Origin of the sequence: Staphylococcus nepalensis, from assembly GCF_014635045.1 — a bacterium.
GTDB classification, from domain to species: domain Bacteria; phylum Bacillota; class Bacilli; order Staphylococcales; family Staphylococcaceae; genus Staphylococcus; species Staphylococcus nepalensis.
Map to the genome: position 1 here is coordinate 168,721 of NZ_BMCF01000006.1, position 19,978 is coordinate 188,698.

General features: G+C 30.6%; 19 protein-coding genes and 1 other RNA gene. 5 read left to right on the forward strand and 15 right to left on the reverse strand.

Going from position 1 to position 19,978, the window contains the following annotated elements:
- Positions 1 to 1,039 precede the first annotated feature (1,039 nt).
- From IEU88_RS10095 to IEU88_RS10115, 5 genes are all read right to left on the reverse strand, one after another.
- Entirely contained in the window at positions 1,040 to 1,510 is a 471-nt protein-coding gene (locus IEU88_RS10095) for a GNAT family N-acetyltransferase (protein WP_103373670.1), read from the reverse strand.
- A 231-nt stretch (positions 1,511 to 1,741) separates the two neighbouring features.
- Entirely contained in the window at positions 1,742 to 3,766 is a 2,025-nt protein-coding gene (locus IEU88_RS10100) for a heavy metal translocating P-type ATPase (protein ID WP_369967585.1), read from the reverse strand.
- A 350-nt stretch (positions 3,767 to 4,116) separates the two neighbouring features.
- The gene (locus IEU88_RS10105; protein WP_103373668.1) at positions 4,117 to 4,914 is read right to left on the reverse strand and encodes a glycerophosphodiester phosphodiesterase family protein; all 798 of its coding nucleotides are present in this window, start codon (positions 4,912 to 4,914) and stop codon (positions 4,117 to 4,119) included.
- Positions 4,915 to 5,203: 289 nt separating this feature from the next.
- A complete protein-coding gene (locus IEU88_RS10110) occupies positions 5,204 to 5,617 on the reverse strand; it encodes a hypothetical protein (protein WP_103373713.1) in 414 nt (137 codons plus the stop codon).
- A gap of 484 nt (positions 5,618 to 6,101) precedes the next feature.
- Positions 6,102 to 6,782: an alpha/beta hydrolase family protein gene (locus IEU88_RS10115; RefSeq protein ID WP_096810642.1), complete on the reverse strand. Its 681-nt coding sequence runs from the start codon at positions 6,780 to 6,782 to the stop codon at positions 6,102 to 6,104.
- Positions 6,783 to 7,336: 554 nt separating this feature from the next.
- Between IEU88_RS10115 and IEU88_RS10120 the strand changes: the two genes are divergently transcribed.
- Complete coding sequence (locus tag IEU88_RS10120; protein WP_199194476.1) at positions 7,337 to 7,930, forward strand: NUDIX hydrolase N-terminal domain-containing protein; 594 nt, start codon at positions 7,337 to 7,339, stop codon at positions 7,928 to 7,930.
- Between the two features lie 344 nt (positions 7,931 to 8,274).
- On the forward strand, positions 8,275 to 8,658 hold the full coding sequence (locus IEU88_RS13705) for a LysE family translocator (protein WP_229719063.1): 384 nt from the start codon (positions 8,275 to 8,277) through the stop codon (positions 8,656 to 8,658).
- A gap of 236 nt (positions 8,659 to 8,894) precedes the next feature.
- Here IEU88_RS13705 and IEU88_RS10130 read toward each other — a convergent pair whose 3' ends face one another.
- Positions 8,895 to 9,494, reverse strand: coding sequence for a short chain dehydrogenase (locus IEU88_RS10130; protein ID WP_103373740.1), 600 nt, complete (start codon positions 9,492 to 9,494; stop codon positions 8,895 to 8,897).
- A 529-nt stretch (positions 9,495 to 10,023) separates the two neighbouring features.
- On the reverse strand, positions 10,024 to 10,230 hold the full coding sequence (locus tag IEU88_RS10135; protein ID WP_096810646.1) for a hypothetical protein: 207 nt from the start codon (positions 10,228 to 10,230) through the stop codon (positions 10,024 to 10,026).
- Between the two features lie 582 nt (positions 10,231 to 10,812).
- Between IEU88_RS10135 and IEU88_RS10140 the strand changes: the two genes are divergently transcribed.
- Both IEU88_RS10140 and IEU88_RS13780 read left to right on the forward strand, forming a co-directional pair.
- Positions 10,813 to 11,019, forward strand: coding sequence for a hypothetical protein (locus IEU88_RS10140; RefSeq protein ID WP_103373739.1), 207 nt, complete (start codon positions 10,813 to 10,815; stop codon positions 11,017 to 11,019).
- Positions 10,992 to 11,117 (forward strand): hypothetical protein, encoded by a 126-nt coding sequence (locus tag IEU88_RS13780; protein ID WP_255312541.1) that lies wholly within the window; start codon positions 10,992 to 10,994, stop codon positions 11,115 to 11,117. The genes IEU88_RS10140 and IEU88_RS13780 overlap by 28 nt, the downstream gene beginning before the upstream one ends.
- Before the next feature lie 546 nt (positions 11,118 to 11,663).
- On the opposite strand, the gene IEU88_RS10145 is transcribed toward IEU88_RS13780, so the two are convergent.
- The gene (locus tag IEU88_RS10145) at positions 11,664 to 12,194 is read right to left on the reverse strand and encodes a hypothetical protein (RefSeq protein WP_096810648.1); all 531 of its coding nucleotides are present in this window, start codon (positions 12,192 to 12,194) and stop codon (positions 11,664 to 11,666) included.
- 252 nt (positions 12,195 to 12,446) lie between these two features.
- On the opposite strand from IEU88_RS10145, the gene IEU88_RS10150 reads away from it, so the two are divergent.
- Positions 12,447 to 13,406, forward strand: a complete 960-nt coding sequence (locus IEU88_RS10150; RefSeq protein ID WP_160148684.1) for a thermonuclease family protein — start codon at positions 12,447 to 12,449, stop codon at positions 13,404 to 13,406.
- 361 nt (positions 13,407 to 13,767) lie between these two features.
- On the opposite strand, the gene IEU88_RS10155 is transcribed toward IEU88_RS10150, so the two are convergent.
- The 7 genes from IEU88_RS10155 to IEU88_RS10185 form a co-directional block, all read right to left on the reverse strand.
- A complete protein-coding gene (locus IEU88_RS10155; protein ID WP_103373034.1) occupies positions 13,768 to 14,238 on the reverse strand; it encodes a DinB family protein in 471 nt (156 codons plus the stop codon).
- A 188-nt stretch (positions 14,239 to 14,426) separates the two neighbouring features.
- Positions 14,427 to 14,786, reverse strand: a transfer-messenger RNA (tmRNA) gene (gene ssrA / locus IEU88_RS10160).
- 101 nt (positions 14,787 to 14,887) lie between these two features.
- A complete protein-coding gene (smpB, locus tag IEU88_RS10165; RefSeq protein WP_096810651.1) occupies positions 14,888 to 15,352 on the reverse strand; it encodes an SsrA-binding protein SmpB in 465 nt (154 codons plus the stop codon).
- Positions 15,353 to 15,374: 22 nt separating this feature from the next.
- Positions 15,375 to 17,747 carry a ribonuclease R gene (rnr, locus tag IEU88_RS10170; protein WP_103373035.1) on the reverse strand — a complete coding sequence of 791 codons (2,373 nt, stop codon included), beginning with the start codon at positions 17,745 to 17,747 and terminating at the stop codon, positions 15,375 to 15,377.
- Positions 17,748 to 17,782: 35 nt separating this feature from the next.
- Positions 17,783 to 18,523 (reverse strand): alpha/beta hydrolase, encoded by a 741-nt coding sequence (locus IEU88_RS10175; RefSeq protein ID WP_096810653.1) that lies wholly within the window; start codon positions 18,521 to 18,523, stop codon positions 17,783 to 17,785.
- 135 nt (positions 18,524 to 18,658) lie between these two features.
- Positions 18,659 to 18,892: a preprotein translocase subunit SecG gene (gene secG, locus IEU88_RS10180; protein WP_103373036.1), complete on the reverse strand. Its 234-nt coding sequence runs from the start codon at positions 18,890 to 18,892 to the stop codon at positions 18,659 to 18,661.
- A 68-nt stretch (positions 18,893 to 18,960) separates the two neighbouring features.
- Positions 18,961 to 19,422 carry a hypothetical protein gene (locus tag IEU88_RS10185; protein ID WP_096810654.1) on the reverse strand — a complete coding sequence of 154 codons (462 nt, stop codon included), beginning with the start codon at positions 19,420 to 19,422 and terminating at the stop codon, positions 18,961 to 18,963.
- Positions 19,423 to 19,978 lie beyond the last annotated feature (556 nt).

Here is a 19,978-nt window from a genome sequence, read left to right on the forward strand (position 1 = left end):
CGAAAAGATAATTTAAAAGAAAGTAAAACGAATAAAAACCAAAATGATGAAAATAACGTTGTAGAGGAAGATAGTAACATAACAGCGCCTTATCATCAGCTGAACTCTAGACTAAAAATGCCAGCGACGTAGGTTATTATGATGGGGACGATGCTGAAGAAGTTTATAATGAAACAAAACCACGAAAAGCAGATATTGAATCTAGTAAAAATAATCAATATAAAGGTAAGTTGATCTTACTTGTATTAAATATGGCTATTTGAAATTTAATATTTAGCAACAAAATATTACTTCTATCCTATATTTTAACAGATAATAATACAACTGAATTTGAGGCGCACTACTACTTTTTCAATTAATCAATATACTTTTCAAAAAAGACAGTCGTTTGATTGACTGTCTTTTTCATTAATTATTTATTCATGTTTATAATAAACCCTTTTTGCGTTTACGAAAATCTAGCTGTAAATAATCATACATTATTTTAAATAGCTTAATATATATATTAACCAAATTACAATTTTAAAAATAATGAAGATATATATAATGGTAATAATTAGAGATACTAAAAATTGTAAGATTATATTACTAACTTTAAATAGCATAATCGCTAAAAAGGCGAGAGTTATTATGATTGCAACACTCATTTTTCCACCTCTCAGAGCGATCAACTCTGATTTTCCAATAAAATATATCGATCAAAACCCACTCTATTTAATAGTTATCAAGTACATTTATAACTCTATACTATTCACTATTACAATTATTATAACACGAAACATACGTTCCGTTTCATTTATTAAATATATTATAATAATAAATTATTTCAAAATTACTTTTTATTGATAAAATTACTTCAACAAAAATAATTTGAGGTTTGATATCACTGAGTCCATCTATATAAGGTACCTTAAGTTATGTAATGATAAACAACGTAAAAATTTAATCTCTTAATACTCTCTGTTTATGATAACAGTGATGAAGCAAACAAATATGCTGGCAGTTATTCATATCATCTGTCTTACTTAGAATTTATCATCTATCCTTCATCCAATACCTTTTCCATTCGATAATTTGTAACTTGAAACCCCATTTTATTATATAAAGATACTGCTCTTTGGTTATGGCCAAACACATGTAGCCCAATACTTTGTACTTTTCTCTCTTTACAATAATTTTCTATACGCAGCATTGCCGCTTCGCCTAGCCCCTCTCCTCTAAATTTTTCATCGATATGTATATCATAAATAAAACTTTTATTATTATCTCCAGAAAAATGCAACCAACAATACCCAATATTTTCATTTGAATTAAAGATGGAAAATAAATATTCGCCATCTGTTGCTAATCCATTTGGTAGTAGATTTTCAAAAGCCTTACGAGCTCTAGCAATTGCGCCTTCTTTTTTCCAATTACCACTTTTAATATGTTCGTTAGCATACTCATATATACTGTTTTCATAAAAGTTATCATAATCCAATTGAGTCATATGCTCTAAACTTATTGTCATTTAATAATCCCCCCTTTAAATTAGGAACAGTTTAGCACAAATTATTTTACAAATACTAATGAAAAAATGAGCGAGACAGAAATCTTTTGCTTAAAAACTTCATTGTCTCGCTCCCACAAATATGCATAGAGATAAATGGGTTTTGGCGATTATTTTCTGTTGTTCTAATTTAAAACGTGTTAATGGACTCAACGGGTTTAACATCTCATTTAATAATCAATAATTTATAAATTACTTTAATTTTAATGTGATAGCATTTATAGCCACAATAATGGTACTTAGTGACATCAATACTGCTCCGACAGCAGGTGACAATATTAGTCCAATAGATGCTAATACACCAGCTGCAAGCGGCACGGCAACAATATTATAACCTGCTCCCCACCATAAATTTTGAACCATTTTTCTCATGGTGTTTTTAGAAAGTGATAAGAAGTGAATAATATCTGAAGGTGAACTTTTAACAAGAATAACGTCACCTGATTCAACAGCTACATCTGTACCTGCACCTATTGCCATACCGATGTCTGCTCTAATTAAACTAGGTGCATCGTTGATACCGTCTCCAACCATCATTATCTTATTCCCTTTATTTTGATAATCTTGAATTATTTTTTCTTTGTCTTCAGGTAATAACTGCGCATGTACATCTTTTATACCTAGCTCATTTGCTACTGTCTTCGCTACTTCACTGTTATCCCCTGTCAACATCACAGGCGTTATATTTCTTGATAACAAATCTGAAACCATTTGTTTAGAACTTTCTTTAATTTTATCTCCTTGAGCTATAATGCCTATCACTTTATCATTATGAATTAAATAACTCACTGAGTTACCTTGTTGAGCAAGTTTTTGAAATTGGTTTTCATCATATTTAAAATTATTTTTCTCCAAGTAGCTAACATTAGTTATTTGATATTTCTGATTTTCTATAGTTCCTTCTAGACCCACGCCTGGTATATTATTAACCGCTTCAGGATTAATAATATCTATATTTTTACTTTTAGCAAACTCTGTAATACCTATAGCAAGTGGATGATTTGAATTGCTTTCTAATGATGCAAATAAAGATAATACTTGATTATCACTCTTTTGTTCTAAATAACTCTCATAGTGATTAACTGAAAAGTTACCTTCTGTTAATGTACCTGTTTTATCCATCAGAATATAGTCAATATATTGCGCTAATTCTACTGATTCTCTATTTTTAATTATTAATCCATTATGTGCAGCTATAGACGTTGAACGTGCTGTTACCAATGGTATAGCTAATCCTAAAGCATGCGGACATGCAATCACTAATACGGTTACTAATCTTTCTAGTGAAAAATCAATATTATTATATATTAGCATCCATATGATAAAAGATACTACCCCAATACTTACCGCAAAATAGAATAAATAACCCGCTACTTTATCCGATAATAACTCCGCATCGGATTTATCATTTTGGGCTTGATTTACAAGTTCCATCACTTGAGATAAGTAGCCATTTTGTCCCGTTGCAGTTACTTGAACTTGTATAGTTCCTGAACCATTAATAGAACCGCCTATAACCTCATCATTTTGAGCCTTAGTAACTTTTTTAGATTCCCCTGTTACTAATGATTCATCTATAGACGTACTACCTCGAACAATCGTGCCGTCCGCTGGTATACTCTCTCCAGCTTTCACTTCTACAATATCATTCATTGCTATTTCTGATAGTTGTACTTCTTCTTTATGATCAGAATCTATGATTTTAACTGCTGTGTTAGGTAATAATTCAGCCATTTTTTTCAGTGCATTGCCTGCATTGCCAACAGCATTCATTTCTATCCAATGACCTAATAACATAATTAAAATTAATGTAGCTAATTCCCAAAAGAAATCCATGGTATGGGCAGATGCATTGCTAAAATGATTCATATAAAATGCATACAAACTGTAAATATAAGCGACTGAAATACCTAATGCGACAAGCGTCATCATACCAGGTTTTTTAGAAACAAGTTCATCTTTCGCTCCTATTAAAAAAGGCTTACCTCCATAAAAGAATAAAAATGTGGCGAGAACTAATACAATCCAATCAGATCCATTAAATGAAAATTGAAATGGTAATTTTATTCCCATCATTGGTGATAAAATAATTATCGGTATTGCGAAGAACAGTGACACAAAAAATTTACGTTTAAAATTGCCATGGTGATGCGAATGAGCGTCATGGTTATGCGCTTCATGATTTTCGTGGCTGTGTGTGTGAGATGCTTCGTGCATCTCATGATTATGAACGTTATGTGAGTCGTGATTTTTTAGGTTTGTCATTTTACAACCTCCTTGTCTTATTTATATTGTTCTCTTAACATAAACAAGCATAACATATACCCCGTCTAGGTATAATAATTTTGCTTTGTTTTTATATAAGTAAAAAACGGAACTGAAATCAAATTAATGACTTGTCTTGATTTCAGTCCCGTTTTATGAAAGATAACTATTTGTTTAACATAATTAATATTAATTTGCTTAAAAATTTATTTTCACTATGGTTTCGCTATAAGGTAGCTTACTCTGTTGGTATAACACGACATATTTTGGAGGAACTTAAAAACATATCGTACTGTGTATTTCTATGGATTATTATTAAAACCACCGTCTACTCCCATTTTTTTCATTTTAAGTGCCTCATTTTTGTTGTTCAAAGTAAAAACATGTACCTTCAATCCATTGTTATGAGCGCGTTTAACAATATTTTTTGTAACAGCTTTTTGATTAACCCCAATACCATAAGCAAAATTTGCTAACCGTTCTAATTCTGCATTAGTTAAATTTGAAATGTCTTTATCATCTATAAGTTTTATTAATGGAATATCCTCGTTTAAATTATGTATATTTTGTAAACTCATTTCTGAAAATGATTGTATAATTACCTTTCCTTTTTTTAAATTTTTATCACTTAATAAATGTTCACTCTCTAAATCTTTCATTAAAATTTCATCCATAAATGGATATATATCAGGATGTTTCGTTTCAATATAAAAATTAGTTTTATCCTTATACTCTTTTAGTATTTCAGATAATTCAGGTACTAACTCATGTTTAAATTTCGAATCAAAATGTGAACCAGCATCTAACGCTTTGATTTCTGATAGTGATAAATCATTTACCAAACCATTGCCATTCGTAGTCCTATTTACTTCTTTATCATGCATAGCAATTAATTTATTATCTTTTGTCATTTGTAAATCTAGTTCAATGTAATCCGCTTTTTGTGTAATAGCTTTATCATAAGCAGCAAACGTGTGCTCAGGAGCCGATCCACTTGCGCCTCTATGTGCAATGTTTAAATATTTTTTACTTAAAACATTATCAGAACAAGCAGATAATAATATGATACTTAATAAACTAACAAATATTAACTTTTTCAATTTTATACCTACCTAGATTTATTATATACACAATCTATTTTAGCACATTTGATTAAGTTAAATATTTTAGTTTTTTAATACAGTAATTTTTTTACTTAGATTCATGTTAAGCATTAAAAAGATAGAAAGCGAAGATTACTAAGCAACAAGTATGTGAAGTTTACATTCATATTTATACTATAAGGATCCCTCTTGAATTTAGCTAATTTAAAAAGACAACTCCTGAAATCTATATGTTTTTGTTTTAATCCTATCGATTTTATGGTTAACAGTTATTTTTGTTGAAATCTTATTGCATATAAAAACGCTTCTGAAAGGCTACAAGAGATTCTATAACAAAATTACAATCTTTATCCTTAAAATGTAAGGCTGCTTCGTGCTTTATAGGTAATCTGATTTTTAGTAAATTAACATTTTCTTTAAAATACGGTTCTATTCCACCAATTTTTTTAATATCGTAATTTAAACAATCTGGTATTGTTAAAATGTCACTTCCTATAATATATGCACAAAACAATTGGTAAAATGCATCTTCATCGATAGAATCTAAATAAAGTAACTCTTTTCTCTTATCTCTCGGGTGCTTAAATAAGTTATAAAAGAACTTAGAAATAATATTTCTATCTTTGTAATGTTTTAATGCTTTTGAACTTTCATTTGACAATAGTTTTAAATATTCATTTATGTTTTGATTTAAATCCAACTATACCACCTCTTTAAAACACTTTCTTATACATACCCTATATTTAATGTTCTAATATATTAGTTTATGTAAGTCACTCTGTCTTTAATATGAGTTACATCACGTACGATATATCATTCGTTTTTTGCGGTAAAATTTGTATTCTAAACATATATTTAATTCTGTTATTTACTGTTATTCTAATATTTAATGCTGAGGCATAAATGCCTCAGCATCATATAGCCAGATGATCTTGACAATGTTTAAATGATTACTATTCAGTAACCGAAAGCTGTTACCTTACATATCAACGTACAAATAATTTATATATATCATTAAAATGACGATTGGTTGACGCATCGCACATATTAAAATTCAGTCATGAAAAGCTAATTATAATATAATACTTCATAATGAAATGATTAATATAACAAATTAGATGTAAATACAAAAATTAATTCAATAATCTTTTCATAGTGATTAAAAATATATTGTTATGACCTCTTTAGTCCTGGTTCAGCCAACCCAATATATACTGAAAACAATAGTTTTTGGGATCAATACATGCTTTATGACTTAAAAATGGAAAAGAAAATAAATATATAGTACTTTGCTTGTATTTGTTTACAAAGTTTAAAGTCGTATCTATTAATACCGATTGATCATTTAACCCATGCACAATTAAAATTTTTGAATTGTAGCCATCTTTATGAATAGGAGAAGCTTTTTCTAAGTTAGCGTCATTTGTATTTCCAAAATATTCAACGACTGCATTATCTCCAAGCCCTTTTGATTTTGTAAATAACACATCTGTAACTGGCGCTAAAGCAATCACTCTATCTACACTGTTTTCGTTTAACAAGGCCAATTGCCCACCTACTGAATGACCTAATAAGATAATCTCATCTTTTGATTTATAATAATCCGTCTCTTTAAACGTTTTGATTGCTTGTTTAATATCTTCAAAGGGTATCGGCCATCTATGCTCGCCTCTACAATATTCAATATTAACCACATTAAACCCTTCATTTAAAAACGTTTCAACTAAAGGTTCCATTAGCTTTTTGCTAAATTTTTGTCTCCAATACCCTCCATGAATAAGTAATATCCATTGCCCATTACTATTTTCTTTTTGATATACTTCAAAAAAATTTTCTTCATGATCCGAATACATTATTTTTTCCATTTAAAAACCACCCCTATGTTCTAAATACAATACACAACATGTCTTTATTTAATTTTTTCATACCAAAACGCCTTGTAGTTTTTAATATCCATTTACCTATAACCAAATCACTGAACTTGTAAACAATTGATATAAGTGCTTTTTTAATTAAAACTTGTAGAATAATTACTATTATTTAAAAACCGCCTTATATGATTTTAATTATAAAAACTAAGCATTAATTTTTCATTTTTTAGTATCTACTTTAAAGGAAGCATATTCATTTATATCTTAAATTTTTAAATATCAGTCATGTGTTTTTTTAATGTCTAATGCAATTTGAATTTGGTTTTCTCTTTCTGTAACGGCTGAATCTATATCGCCTTCATTCACTAAATTAATTACTTTAATAGCATATCTGAGGATACTATAGCATGACCACGCATAGCTCTGTTGAAGTAGCACATAAAAAAACGCGAGATGCAAATTTACTTACCTCTGATTTTAAGTTCATGTCATTAGAAATGCTTGAGATTTTTTAGTAAAGTTGGAAGAAATATATTGGAGTGATTAATGTGGGCGAAAAAGAATTTTTCCAAAGATTATTAGCTATTTCTAACGAAGGTTTAAATTATTCTAAAGATCCATATGACATTGAGCGATACAATAACCTATTTGATATAACGCAAAAATTTATAAATACGCATTTAACACAAAAACCTATAAATTTTCACAAAGAGCAAGGTTATCCAACACCCAAAATCGACGTGAGAGCGTTGATCCTAGACCATAACGATCATATTTTATTAGTGGAAGACTCTAAAACTAAATTATGGGCACTACCAGGCGGATTTGCAGAAATAGGCATATCACCAGTTGAAAATATAATTAAAGAGGTTAAAGAAGAAACAGGATTAAATACTACTGTCAAAAATCTCATCGCTGTTTACGATACAAACAAATCGAATCCAGAGAACGCCTTAGCGCAATATTACAAACTAATATATTACTGTAAAAAATTAAGTGGCAATTTAACGACTAGTATTGAAACTAGTTCAGTAGCTTTCTTTGACTTAAAAAGGCTACCGGTGCTATCAACTAAAAGAAATACTGAACAACAAATCATTGATTGTTTTAATAACAAAAATGGAAAAACCATTATTGAATAATATGAACTTCCTCTACTAATTCGTGGTATTTTTGTTTATTTCTTTTATCCTATAATTAGTAGAGAAAACATCATTAATCTTTTAATATTCAAACAAGGGGTTATATATAGAAAATTGGATTAATTTTATAGTGATGTCTTTATTGATTCTCATCGCACCAGGCCAAAGCTTTTTGCTGTTATAAAAAACAGCATACACGTTGGAATCAAAAGTGGCATTTTCACAACTTTAAGGATAGCAAACGCCCATTTAATTTACGCAATTTTAGCCACTTTAGGCCTTATTTTTATATTAGTAAGTTCCCATACTGTTTTTTAGCAATCAAAGTATTAGGTGCTCTATATATTGTTTATTTAAGTCTTAACAATATAATTAATGCGCATAAATTCAACTATCAAAAGATTGATTCTGTAAATACGAAAAAAATAAATTTGTTTAACGCTTATAAAGAAGGATTTACTACTATGATTTTAAATCCAAAGGCTATTTTATTTTATATTAGTATCTTATCCCAATTTATAAACCATCAGAACAATGAAAGTGTACAAGGCGCAATACTTTCAGGATTGTTTATTGTAACTGTAATAACGTGGTTTAGTTTGTGTACTTTTATATTTAATTATGTAAAAGCAATTTTTCAAAAACCTAAATTTAAAATGGTTTTTGACTACATTATTAGTATTACCTTAATTGCGCTATCAGTTAAAATTTTGACCACAAAACAATGATATATTTGTAACGTAAATTTTTAATCCATTAAACTGAGATATAAACTAGTGTCTCAGTTTTTTGATCTTACTTCGAGATATTAATCAATATCTTTCATTCTGAACCATCACTAAATCTTATCAAATTCACAATTATTTTCTATGTTATGATTCATTTTAAATTATAGAATATCATATTAAAACAACCACCCTAGTGAGTGGTTGTGACAGTAAATTTTAAATTATATACAATAAAGTTAATAAATTTCATAACTTTGTCCCGTTTGAATGCCTTCGACGCTTTTTATATATTCTAATGCAACTCTTTTTAATGGCACTGGTTTAAAACCGGGAAAATACGCCTTCAATTGATCTGGAGACTCTTCAAAAACATTTGGACTAACTGTATTAATACGAATTCCTCTCGGTGCTTCTGCAGCTGCTGATTTAGCAAAGGCCTTTACACCACCATTTGCTAAAGCAGATGATGCGCCTTCAAAAATAGGGCAATCCATAATGACACCTGTTGTTAATGTAAAACTGCCACCATCATTAATATACTCCATCCCTAATAAAACCAAATTAACTTGTCCTTTCAACTTACTATCGATGCTTATATCATTTAATTCTGGTGTCATTTCATTTAATGGGCCAAAATGTGCAGCTCCTGTGGCACTTATAACAGCATCAACCTTGCCTACTTCTTTATACATTTGCTTAATGCTTTCAGTATCAGTAATATCTACTTCAACGTCCGCGTTATGTCTAGATGCACCAATGACTTTATGCTTTTTTTCTAACTCCTTTTTTAGAACAGAACCTAATAAACCTGTATATCCTATTAATAATATTTTCAAACCCACCACCCCTTTACTTAAAGTTAACAACCGGAAAAGAAAAAGTAAATTTATTTATTTCAGAATATTGAAATAATTTAAAAACTCAAAAATTTATGCAATTTGTAACCAAAAGATATATAGTCAATAAAATAAATAACCACTCCGAAGAGTGGTTGCACAAAATTTGTTTGGGTAAATGTCTGAAGTTTACCTGTATATAGATTATCATATCATTTGTATTTACTGTATAAGGGTATTCCCTAATATTAATATATCTTTGAGCCACTACCAATTGATATGTGGGACGCCTATGAGTTTAGCGCATTAAAGCTTTCTAATGGGATGGTAAAGATTAAAAAGGCTTTATAAACATTCAAATAATATTATTTAAAAAAAGCACTGTATTGCACATGAATAACGAGTTACATATTTAAGTAATTAAGGCTTATTACATTATGTGATTTATAATATCGAAGATGCTTTATAATTCGAAGATTTCATTTATTTAAAAACAATAATCAACACGTAATATTTCTAATCGTTTTAACTACTTAGTTATAATTTGCAAACAGCTCGGATGTATGAAATAAGTTATTTCTCCAATATTTATTTTTATACTACGTTGTTCGAAAATAGTATTTTTATTTTCAATCAACCATTCTATTGGTGAGTCATAAATATCATTTATAACTACGTCTTTCATATTTGTAAGATCAGTCCAAGTGCCAATTAAATTTGCATAAATATGAGTCATATCAACACTCCTTTTCTTCATACCTTATTATTAATTTCTAGAAATATAGTAAATTTTAACATATCGTATATTTCCTCTCCACTATGCGTGTATATTGGACGGTTAAAACAGTTTTCATCCATTACACAAAAATATACAAATTTCTTATAATAATAAGATGTTTGCACACATTTATTTTTAATATAGTGCAATTAAATTATAACAATAGTTTTTTAGGAGGAGCTAAATGAAGAAAGCCTTTTTTTATTAATATCAAGTTTCTTAATTTTATCCGCATGTAGTAATAGTGAAGATAGTAAATCGAGTGATAATAAAGAAACTGAATCATCATCTAAAGACACGAAAAAAAATTATACTAAAGACGACGATACACAATCTGATATTGATAAAAATACTAGCGAAAATAAGACAGGTGCTAGCAATACTCAAGCAGCTGATACTGTAAACAAGCAAGATGAAACTTCTGAAGAACGTCCACACATACAAAATAAAGATAACATACAAGAAAAGAATCCTAATACAAATGCTGAAGACCAAACACAACAAGGCAATAGACCCTTCGGCGTTATCCCGCCAAAAGGTATGACAAGCGAAGAATATCAACTTCTAGAAAATAATATACCTAAAGCCAACAATGTCTCAAATGAAGAATATGAACAGCTATTAAATGAACAAGTACAAAAGATAGCAAATGAAAATCCAGGGCAAAATCAAAAAATAGATTTAAATTCAATGCCTGCCGGAGATTTTTCAACTGAGGTATGTCTGAAGAAGCACAAAATGAAATAGATAAGCTTACAAGACAAAAAGATTTTGAAGGTTTATCACAAGAAAAACATAACGATAGCGTATCAGAAATTATGAATGATGAAATAAATAAAAATTAAACACCTTCAACTGTATCTTTTTTCGATAAAATGATCATGCTAAAATTTTATTTTTATTGTATCGAAGCAAATATAAACGTTTAATTAAATATCTATTTTGATATTTAAACAAATACAAAAGAGGTGTTTTATGAGATTTAAAAAGAGCTTGAAATATTCACTTGTCTTTTCTTAATTATTACTTTTTTAACAATTATTTTCAGATCAGCTGAAACAGAAATCAGCGAAATAATTCACGCGCCCTTTCTCAAAATATTTATTTTAATTAGTAACAAATTTATAAAAACATTAACTATCAGTTTACCTGCAACAATTGTAATATTTTTTGTATATTATTTTTATATTTTAAAATAACAATAATGTTACCCTTTTGTTTTATTTATTTTGTTATCATTAATCTTTTAGCTCATCTTAATTGATGGGCTTATTTTTTATGTAATATCCTCCAAATTATGTTTGCTTAATCCAGTTTCTTAAATATAAATGAATACTATTTCACACATTTTCACTTTATAAAAAACCCTACCTTAACAGGTAGAGTTAAAATTAATCTTCTATAAATTGAAGTTCATATATTGTCTTGTTTTTATACATATTAAATTCGTCCAACTTGCCATTCAATGTCAGTGTATGTTGTTTTCTACTGACATTATGACGGTAAGATATTCTAATATTTATATTAGACTCATATCCATTATTTTGGATTGTGCTTTCAAATTCTTCAAATACTTCTTTGTTTACAGGTAAAAGATAACTTTCTTTACTTGGTAACATATTTACATATTTTTCTTGTATAACTTTTTCACCATCTAATAAAATCTCAATTTTTATCTTTTTAGCAGCACCGCCGCCCAAGTTATATAATTTTAAATAATCTTCATGATCAGTAATGTCAGTTGACATATTTTTCATGGTAAGCTCGTCTTCTTCATTTAGTTCAAGCAATACTTGGTTAAAACCTAAAGCTGGAATAAAGCCGATTTTCATTTGGTACAGTTGCAAAGTGACTGAAACAAAATAGAATAATGCCATTATAAATGTGCCTATAGAACCTATTGCTGAAATTAAATTTATCATAGAATTTCCCCTTTTATATTTTCAGGAGACAGTAGTAGGACTGTAAATATAACACATATCTATAAAAATATCGCCTCTAAAAGTTAAAAACGATTGATTAATTGATGAACACTTTACAATAATAATATACATACCATAATTCTAATTGACTATAAATAATTAACATTTAAAATAATATTATAATTATTCTTACTAATTATTTTTTAGTATAGTACAATAATTTTATACAAATATAATTTAGAGGAGACACATATGAAAAAATTACTATTTTTATTATTAGCAAGTTTTTTGGTTTTATCTGCATGTGGTGATAACGAACAAAGTAAATCAGAAGATAAGAAGGAAAACCAATCATCATCAAAAGAAGCTGAAAAAGGAGAGAATAAAGAAGAAAACAAACAAAAAGAAATTACTAAAAAAGAAAACTCTAAAGAATCTGAAGATAAAACAACTTTAAAATCTTCAAATGATGAAGATCAATCTGAAACGAAAAATGATCAACAGAAAAGTGAAGACAAAAAAGAAAACAAACCTAAACCGGGCACTACGGATAAGATACCAGTTGAATTAGCCTCTACTGTTGATGGTGATACTGCTAAATTTATATATGAAGAAACCAAAGCATCTTTTAGATTTTTACTAATTGACACACCTGAAACTAAACACCCAAGCGTAGGCAAGCAACCATTTGGCCAAGAAGCCTCAGATAGAACCGCAGAGTTACTAAATAATGCTGAAAAAATAGAAGTAGAATTTGATGTTGGAGAAAAGCAAGATAAATACGGAAGAAATTTAGCTTACATATATGTAGATGGAGACATGTTAAATAATATATTAGTAAGAGAAGGTTTAGCAAAAGTAGCTTACGTTTACCCTCCAAATACTAGATATTTGACAGAGTTAGAAAATTCACAAGAACAAGCAAAATCAGAAAAAATAGGCATTTGGAGTTTAAATTCTGCATTTGAAGAACAAAACAATACTCAAAATCAAGCAAAGACAGAAAACAATTCTAATTCCGACCCTACTTCAAGTAATAATTTTAATGACGACACCGAAGATAATATCAATTCAACAACTGAAAATACTACAACTTTCCCAAATTGTACAGCGCTACGTCAGGTTTATCCAGAAGGCGTTCCACAAGATCATCCTGCATATGAGCCAAAACACGATAGAGATAAAGATGGCTATGCATGTGAAGTGAGTTAATTTTCAAAGGGCATCGTGATGATGTCCTATTTTTTATCTGTTTCAGAATTGCAAAAATTAGACTTTTTATTAAAAATGATAAATAGGTGTAATGAAAGTTAGGCGTTTAAATTTATTTTAGATTTGAGCAAGGCGTCTATAAGAACTGATGAGCATCGATGAAAAGATTGAATTTGATTTTATAAATAGCGTACGTGAAGATTGATTATAGAATTAACACCAAGCGTTAACCTTATCATAATCACGCACAGATTAGGCCATTTTTATTGATGAAGTAAATTCACAATATAGTCATTTGTATCTGAATATGCAAAAAATTATAAAATGTTTATAGCCACTGCCTAATGTTGGGCAGTGGTTTTTAATTTAATTTATTAATCATAGATTTTAATAATACAATTTGACCAAAGTGTCGATTAGTATGAATAATAGCAAAATGTATAGATTGATTAAAATTTTCCATATAAACGTCTACATCTTTAAGTACAATTGGTTCATTTCTATCTTTCTTTAATTGTTTTTCTAAAGCATTAAGAATTCTATCAAGTTGTTCATCTAATAATTTTTTTAGTGCGGTAAAAGAAGGTTCATAACCATCAAAATCTTTTGGTGATGTTCCCCACAAAAAATATTTTGCAGGCGTTTGATCTAAAACATTTTCCCCATTAATAGTTTCAAATACTAAAAAATCATTCAATAAAATTAAATGACCTAATTGCCATTTGATATTATTATTAGCAACGTTTGGTTGATAAGTAGCTATTTCCTCATCTATGTCTCTTATATGCTTTTTTAATAAATTATATGAAGCTTGGATTTGCTCTTTAATCATTTTTTATAACTCCTCATTTGAAATATTTGATATTAAATCCATTCTAGGGTTAAAACAATATCATTTATGTTTATTTATCACAAAGTAATAACTACAAATTTGTAACGTACTTTTTTATAAGCAAGGCAAATCTGTGTTAATACCATGGCAATAAAAAAAGCTCTCAACCACTTGGGCTGAGAGCTCTGTAATGGAGACGGCGGGATTCGAACCCGCGTCCAGAGGTCCTGATACTAATCTTTCTACGTGTGTAGTCTATCAAGGCATTTCGCACAATGTTAGGTGATAGACAGCCGACATTGTGCTAGCTTGGTTAATCTCTTCTAGGCAGACTTCAAGCGGCAGTACCTAGCGTATCCTATTAAAGTTGAATCGCGTTAACTGCACATAGGAAATGCAGTTAGGCGATGCAGAGTGCTATTACGCAGCTACTGCGAAATTATTGTTTGATTTGTCAGTTAATTTTTAACTGTGTGTGTTGGTGCGGAGACAACCCTCCGACACGCTTAACCAGCTCGGGGACCCCTGTCGAATCCAAAAACGTCCCCCTAATAATATAATGTACTTTCTGCAGACTTTAAACTATACATCTTTTTCAGAAAGCACATATTATATTACCAAAGATCGGTGTCTTTGGCAATATTTTCGCTTAATAACGCGCTTTAAGTGCTCTATCTACATCACGTTTCATTGCTTTTTCTTTCAATGCTTGACGTTTATCATGTCTTTTCTTACCTCTTGCAACGCCAAGTAAGACTTTACATTGACCGTGTTTTAAATAGAGTTTTAAAGGGATAATTGAGTAACCAATTTCTCTTGTACGTTCGCCTAATTTCAATATTTCACGTTTGTGTAATAGGAGTTTACGTGAACGACGAGGGTCATGGTTAAATCGATTACCTTCTTCATATGGAGCAATGTGCATATTGTTTAAAAATATTTCGCCACGATTTACTTGCGCATAGCTATCTTTAAGGTTTGCACTGCCACGACGAATGGACTTGATTTCCGTCCCTTTTAACACAATGCCCGCTTCAACCGTATCTTCAATATTAAAATCATGTCTTGCTTTACGATTTTCAGCTAACGTTCCTGGTGATTTTTTCTTTGGCATTGAGTTTCACCTCTTTGTTGAATTATTTTTTCTTCTTACGAGCTTTATTTTTAACCTTTTTATCTTTATAAAATGGTTTATGTTTTGTATTGCCACTAGCTTGTTTGTTTTTATTTCGCTGATTTTTACCTTTACGTTGTTTTTTCTTACCTTTTTTATCGTCATTGGATTTATCTAGTGACTTACCAAGTGGTTTAGCTTGGATTGTCTTACCATGTGAAGGTCGTTGGCTACGTTCTTTTCTAGGTAACGGCATACCGACGATTTGAAAATCAATCATGCGTTCATCTACATCGACATTAACTACTTTAATATTAACGGGATCGCCAATGCGGAATACTTTAGCTTGTCGTTCACCTATCATTGCCATTTGACGTTCATCGAAGTTATAGTAATCATCCGTCATGTCTGATACGTGTACCATGCCCTCAATGGTGTTTGGCAATTCAATAAACATACCAAAATTAGCTACAGAACTAATGATACCTTCATATTCTTCTCCAATATGTTGAACCATGTATTCTGCTTTCTTCAATTCATCTGTGTCACGTTCTGCTTCAATCGCTCTACGTTCTCTTTGAGATGTGTGGTCTGCGATTTCTGGTAGCAGTTCTTCCCATTTATTAAGTTCTTTATCATCCATCGTTTTATCAACAAGATATTTACGGATGAGTCTATGAACTATTAAATCTGGGTATCTACGTATAGGCGATGTAAAGTGTGTATAGTGCTCGGCAGATAAGCCAAAATGCCCTAAATTGACATCATCATAACGTGCTTGTTGCATTGACCGTAACATCATAGTAGAAATGACCATTTGTTCCGGTTGACCTTCTACTTCTTGTTGGATTTTTTGTAAAGTAGATGGGTGAATTTCTTCGCCAGTACCTTTGATCATTATTCCAAAATTAGTAATAAAATCAAAGAATTGACGTAGACGTTCTGATTTAGGTTGTTCGTGTACACGATATATGAACGGTACATCTAAACGATCAAAATGTTCTGCTATTGTTTCATTGGCAGCTAACATAAATGATTCAATAAGACGTTCGCCTTCGCCACGTTCTCTTAATTCAACATCAGTAGGTATACCTTCTTCATTTACAAGTACTTTTGCTTCACTGATATCGAAATCTATTTCACCGCGGCGTTTTCTCATATTGATTAAGCGTTCAGATAAATCTTTTGCTAAATCAAGCATTGGTGTCACTTCGTTATATTTATCGCGCGTCTCTTTATTTTGATCTGTAATAATTTCGTTTACTTCATCGTAAGTCATACGATAATTTGAGTGAATGACACTATCAAAGATTTCATGATTAACGACATCGCCACGTTCATCTAACTCCATCTGGCAACTTAATGTTAATCTATCTACATTTGGATTTAATGAACAGATGCCGTTACTGAGTCGATGTGGAATCATAGGGATTACGCGATCCACTAAATAAACACTCGTTGCACGATCGTATGCTTCTTCATTTAGCGCTGAGCCTTCTGTTACATAGTAACTGACATCTGCAATGCTGACTGTTAATTGTGTATGACCGTTCTCTAGTTTTTTCACACTAATTGCATCGTCCAAGTCTTTAGCATCTGCACCGTCAATCGTAATCGTTAGTTCATCTCTTAAATCACGACGACCTTCTATTTCAGATGGTTTAATCTCATCTGGTACTGCTTCAGCTTCTTCTAACACTTTATCTGGAAATTCAATTTCGATACCATGTTGATAGATGATAGATAAAATATCTACGCCTGGATCGTTTTTATGGCCTAAAATAGCTGAAACTTGTCCTTCTGGATTATCTGTGCCATCTGCATATTTAGTAATCTGTACTAATACTTTATGTCCATCTACAGCGCCTAGGTTATGACCTTTCGGAATAAATACATCTTGCATGATACGTTTATCGTCGGGTAGTACAAAACCAAAGTGTCTTGCTTCACTATACGTACCTACGACTTGAGTGACGGAGTGTTTCTCAATTGATTTAACTTCTCCTTCAAGTTTACCTTTATGTTCACCCTTAGAGTGTTGTAATTCGACAAGTACAGTGTCTCCATCCATTGCACGATTAATCTTAGTTGGTGGGATAAAGATATCATCTGTATCACCATCTTCTGGACGTAAAAACGCAAAGCCCTTTTTATTTTGGCTTAATGTTCCTCTAATTAATTCGGATTGTTTTGATTTTTTAGATCCCTTACGTTGGTACCTATCTGTCTTTGTACGTTGAATTAACCCGGTTTGTTCTAATTCAACGAGCACCTTGATTAAGTCTCTAAATGAGTCGGCACTGTTTAAACCTAATGCATCTTGAAAATCAGATACAGACATGGGTTCATAATCTGGTTGTTTGATAATTTCTTCAATGGATTGCTTTAAATTCATTATGCCCCTCCTTTCTATAATTAAATACTATAAATTTATTTTGACCAATCTAATGATTCTAAATATTGGTATATATCTTCAAAAACTGTTTCTTTTTCTTTATCTATTGTGATGACATGTCCTGAATTCGCATACCATTTAATATCTTTCTCATCTGATTCGCTCTCATTGTATATAATGTTTGCAGAATCGGTATTAATCATTTGATCTTGTTCACCTTGTATAACGAGTAAAGGATCCATCACTTCGTCTACTTGGTCTCTTACACTTTGAATTTGTTCTTGTAAATCTTTTAAAGTGTCTGTGGGGTGAAATACATCCATTTCTTTTTCAATTGTAGCTTCATCTTTTCCCTCGTATTTTTTAAAATTACGGGCATACTCTAAAACACCATCAAACATTGCGCCTTCTGTCTTGATATGCATAGGCGTACACATTGTTATAATACCCTTTACATCTCTGTCTAAGCTTATTTTTAACGCATAGCAACCGCCTAGAGATAAACCTGCTACAACGATTTCATCATATCCTTTATCCACAAGAAATTGGTACCCGTCTATCGCATCTTTATACCACGCAAATGGACTTGATTGCAATATTTCTTCGGGTGGTGCAGCATGACCATCATATTGTGGTGCGTAAGATGTATAACCTTTTTTCTGTAAGAATCTACCTAATTGTCTTACATCTGAAGAATTTCCTGTAAAACCGTGTAAAAGTAATACAGCACGATTGCCTTCTTCAAAAAAGAATGGCTCTGGTAATTTAATTTGCATCGTGGTTCAACCCTTTCGTCCTAGCAATTGATTTAATATGAATCATACTCAAAATATATTCCCTAAATTTAATCATTTAAAAAATCGGATAATACTATTATAAATAAAAAAGCCCGACTTTAACATTGTCGGACCTTATAAACCAAAATAACTTATGCCTAACATTAACAAGAAGAAAATGACAGACAATACAATTGTTAATCTATGCAAGAATAAATCAACGCCACGTTGTTTTTGTTTACCAAATAACTGTTCGGCGCCACCGCTTATCGCACCTGATAGTCCATTACTTTTACCTTCTTGGAGTAATACAACAGTCACTAATGCAATACAATCTAATATTAAAATGATCATGAAAAATGCATGCATAAAAATTGTCCTCCATTCATTATATACGCACCGCATTATATCACACGTTTAACTTGTTTAGCAAACTTCTATCTATTAAAAGTACTTTTACGCTTGATAGACACGACTAACATGTAAACTGCTAAGACGAATGACATAATCAATACTATTGTTAACGGTAAGATATTCACCATTGATTTGACATCTAATATTGCTTCGAAAACTGCGTTGATATTAACTAAGTTATATAGAATTTGTGAAGCGAATACTGCAAACATAAACCACCACAAGTATGTATGCCTGTTCCAAATTGCAATAACCCCCGTTAAATTGGCTATTACATACATAACACCTGTAAATTGAAAACTGTTTTTTATAACACCAATAGCATTTTCGGAAGGTTTTTGTTTACTATTTATTAACAGTTGCTTCACTACACTATCGTCTAAAATGAGAAATAAATGTATTGCATAAAGAATCGCAATGATTAATGAACTGTAAGCAATCAAATGACCAGTTCTAACTTCTTTTGTTTCAGGTTTTGCATTCATAATCAGTCCATGCTCCTTCTATAATTTACACTACTAATTATATCAGTTTCACTAACAAAGATGAACAAATTAAGTAAATAAGTAAACTAAAATCATATGCACTCGTAATATTTTTTACTTTGGATACCACATAAAACTGAGGATACAAACATTCATCCACTTATATCTATAAACTGTATGCACAAAAGGGAACGGGACTTTAAATTACTGCCACATTAATGATTATTGGCAGGGACAATTAATTTCCTCCCTACTCAAACTTTTCTCTTATGCAATAACTTGACTATTGCGTAAGCTCTACTACGAAGGGGACAGAAATCTAATTTATTAAAAAAGATTTCGTCTCCCATCCCGGCAAAGATGACTAGATTGAAAGGGATAAAGGATTTATTTGAGCTAAAACTCATACATAAATATCATTAACTCAATAAATTGAGCAAGTTCTTTCATTGGTTACAATAGCCTTGCTATTGCATAAGTCCTACTAAGCTCAATTTTCAATTGAGCAAGTTCTTTCATTGGTTACAATAGCCTTGCTATTGCATAAGTCCTACTA

Coding starts and splice junctions, on each gene's coding strand:
- IEU88_RS10100 (WP_369967585.1), bottom strand. CDS start 3,766: ATGCACGAAGCATCTCACACACACAGCCACGAAAATCATGAAGCGCAT.
- secG (WP_103373036.1), bottom strand. CDS start 18,892: ATGCATGCATTTTTCATGATCATTTTAATATTAGATTGTATTGCATTA.
- IEU88_RS13780 (WP_255312541.1), top strand. CDS start 10,992: ATGTCTGAAGAAGCACAAAATGAAATAGATAAGCTTACAAGACAAAAA.
- IEU88_RS10155 (WP_103373034.1), bottom strand. CDS start 14,238: ATGATTAAAGAGCAAATCCAAGCTTCATATAATTTATTAAAAAAGCAT.
- IEU88_RS10115 (WP_096810642.1), bottom strand. CDS start 6,782: ATGGAAAAAATAATGTATTCGGATCATGAAGAAAATTTTTTTGAAGTA.
- rnr (WP_103373035.1), bottom strand. CDS start 17,747: ATGAATTTAAAGCAATCCATTGAAGAAATTATCAAACAACCAGATTAT.
- IEU88_RS10095 (WP_103373670.1), bottom strand. CDS start 1,510: ATGACAATAAGTTTAGAGCATATGACTCAATTGGATTATGATAACTTT.
- IEU88_RS10145 (WP_096810648.1), bottom strand. CDS start 12,194: ATGATAAATTTAATTTCAGCAATAGGTTCTATAGGCACATTTATAATG.
- IEU88_RS10175 (WP_096810653.1), bottom strand. CDS start 18,523: ATGCAAATTAAATTACCAGAGCCATTCTTTTTTGAAGAAGGCAATCGT.
- smpB (WP_096810651.1), bottom strand. CDS start 15,352: ATGCCAAAGAAAAAATCACCAGGAACGTTAGCTGAAAATCGTAAAGCA.
- IEU88_RS10140 (WP_103373739.1), top strand. CDS start 10,813: ATGACAAGCGAAGAATATCAACTTCTAGAAAATAATATACCTAAAGCC.
- IEU88_RS10185 (WP_096810654.1), bottom strand. CDS start 19,422: ATGAATGCAAAACCTGAAACAAAAGAAGTTAGAACTGGTCATTTGATT.
- IEU88_RS10150 (WP_160148684.1), top strand. CDS start 12,447: ATGAAAAAATTACTATTTTTATTATTAGCAAGTTTTTTGGTTTTATCT.
- IEU88_RS10135 (WP_096810646.1), bottom strand. CDS start 10,230: ATGACTCATATTTATGCAAATTTAATTGGCACTTGGACTGATCTTACA.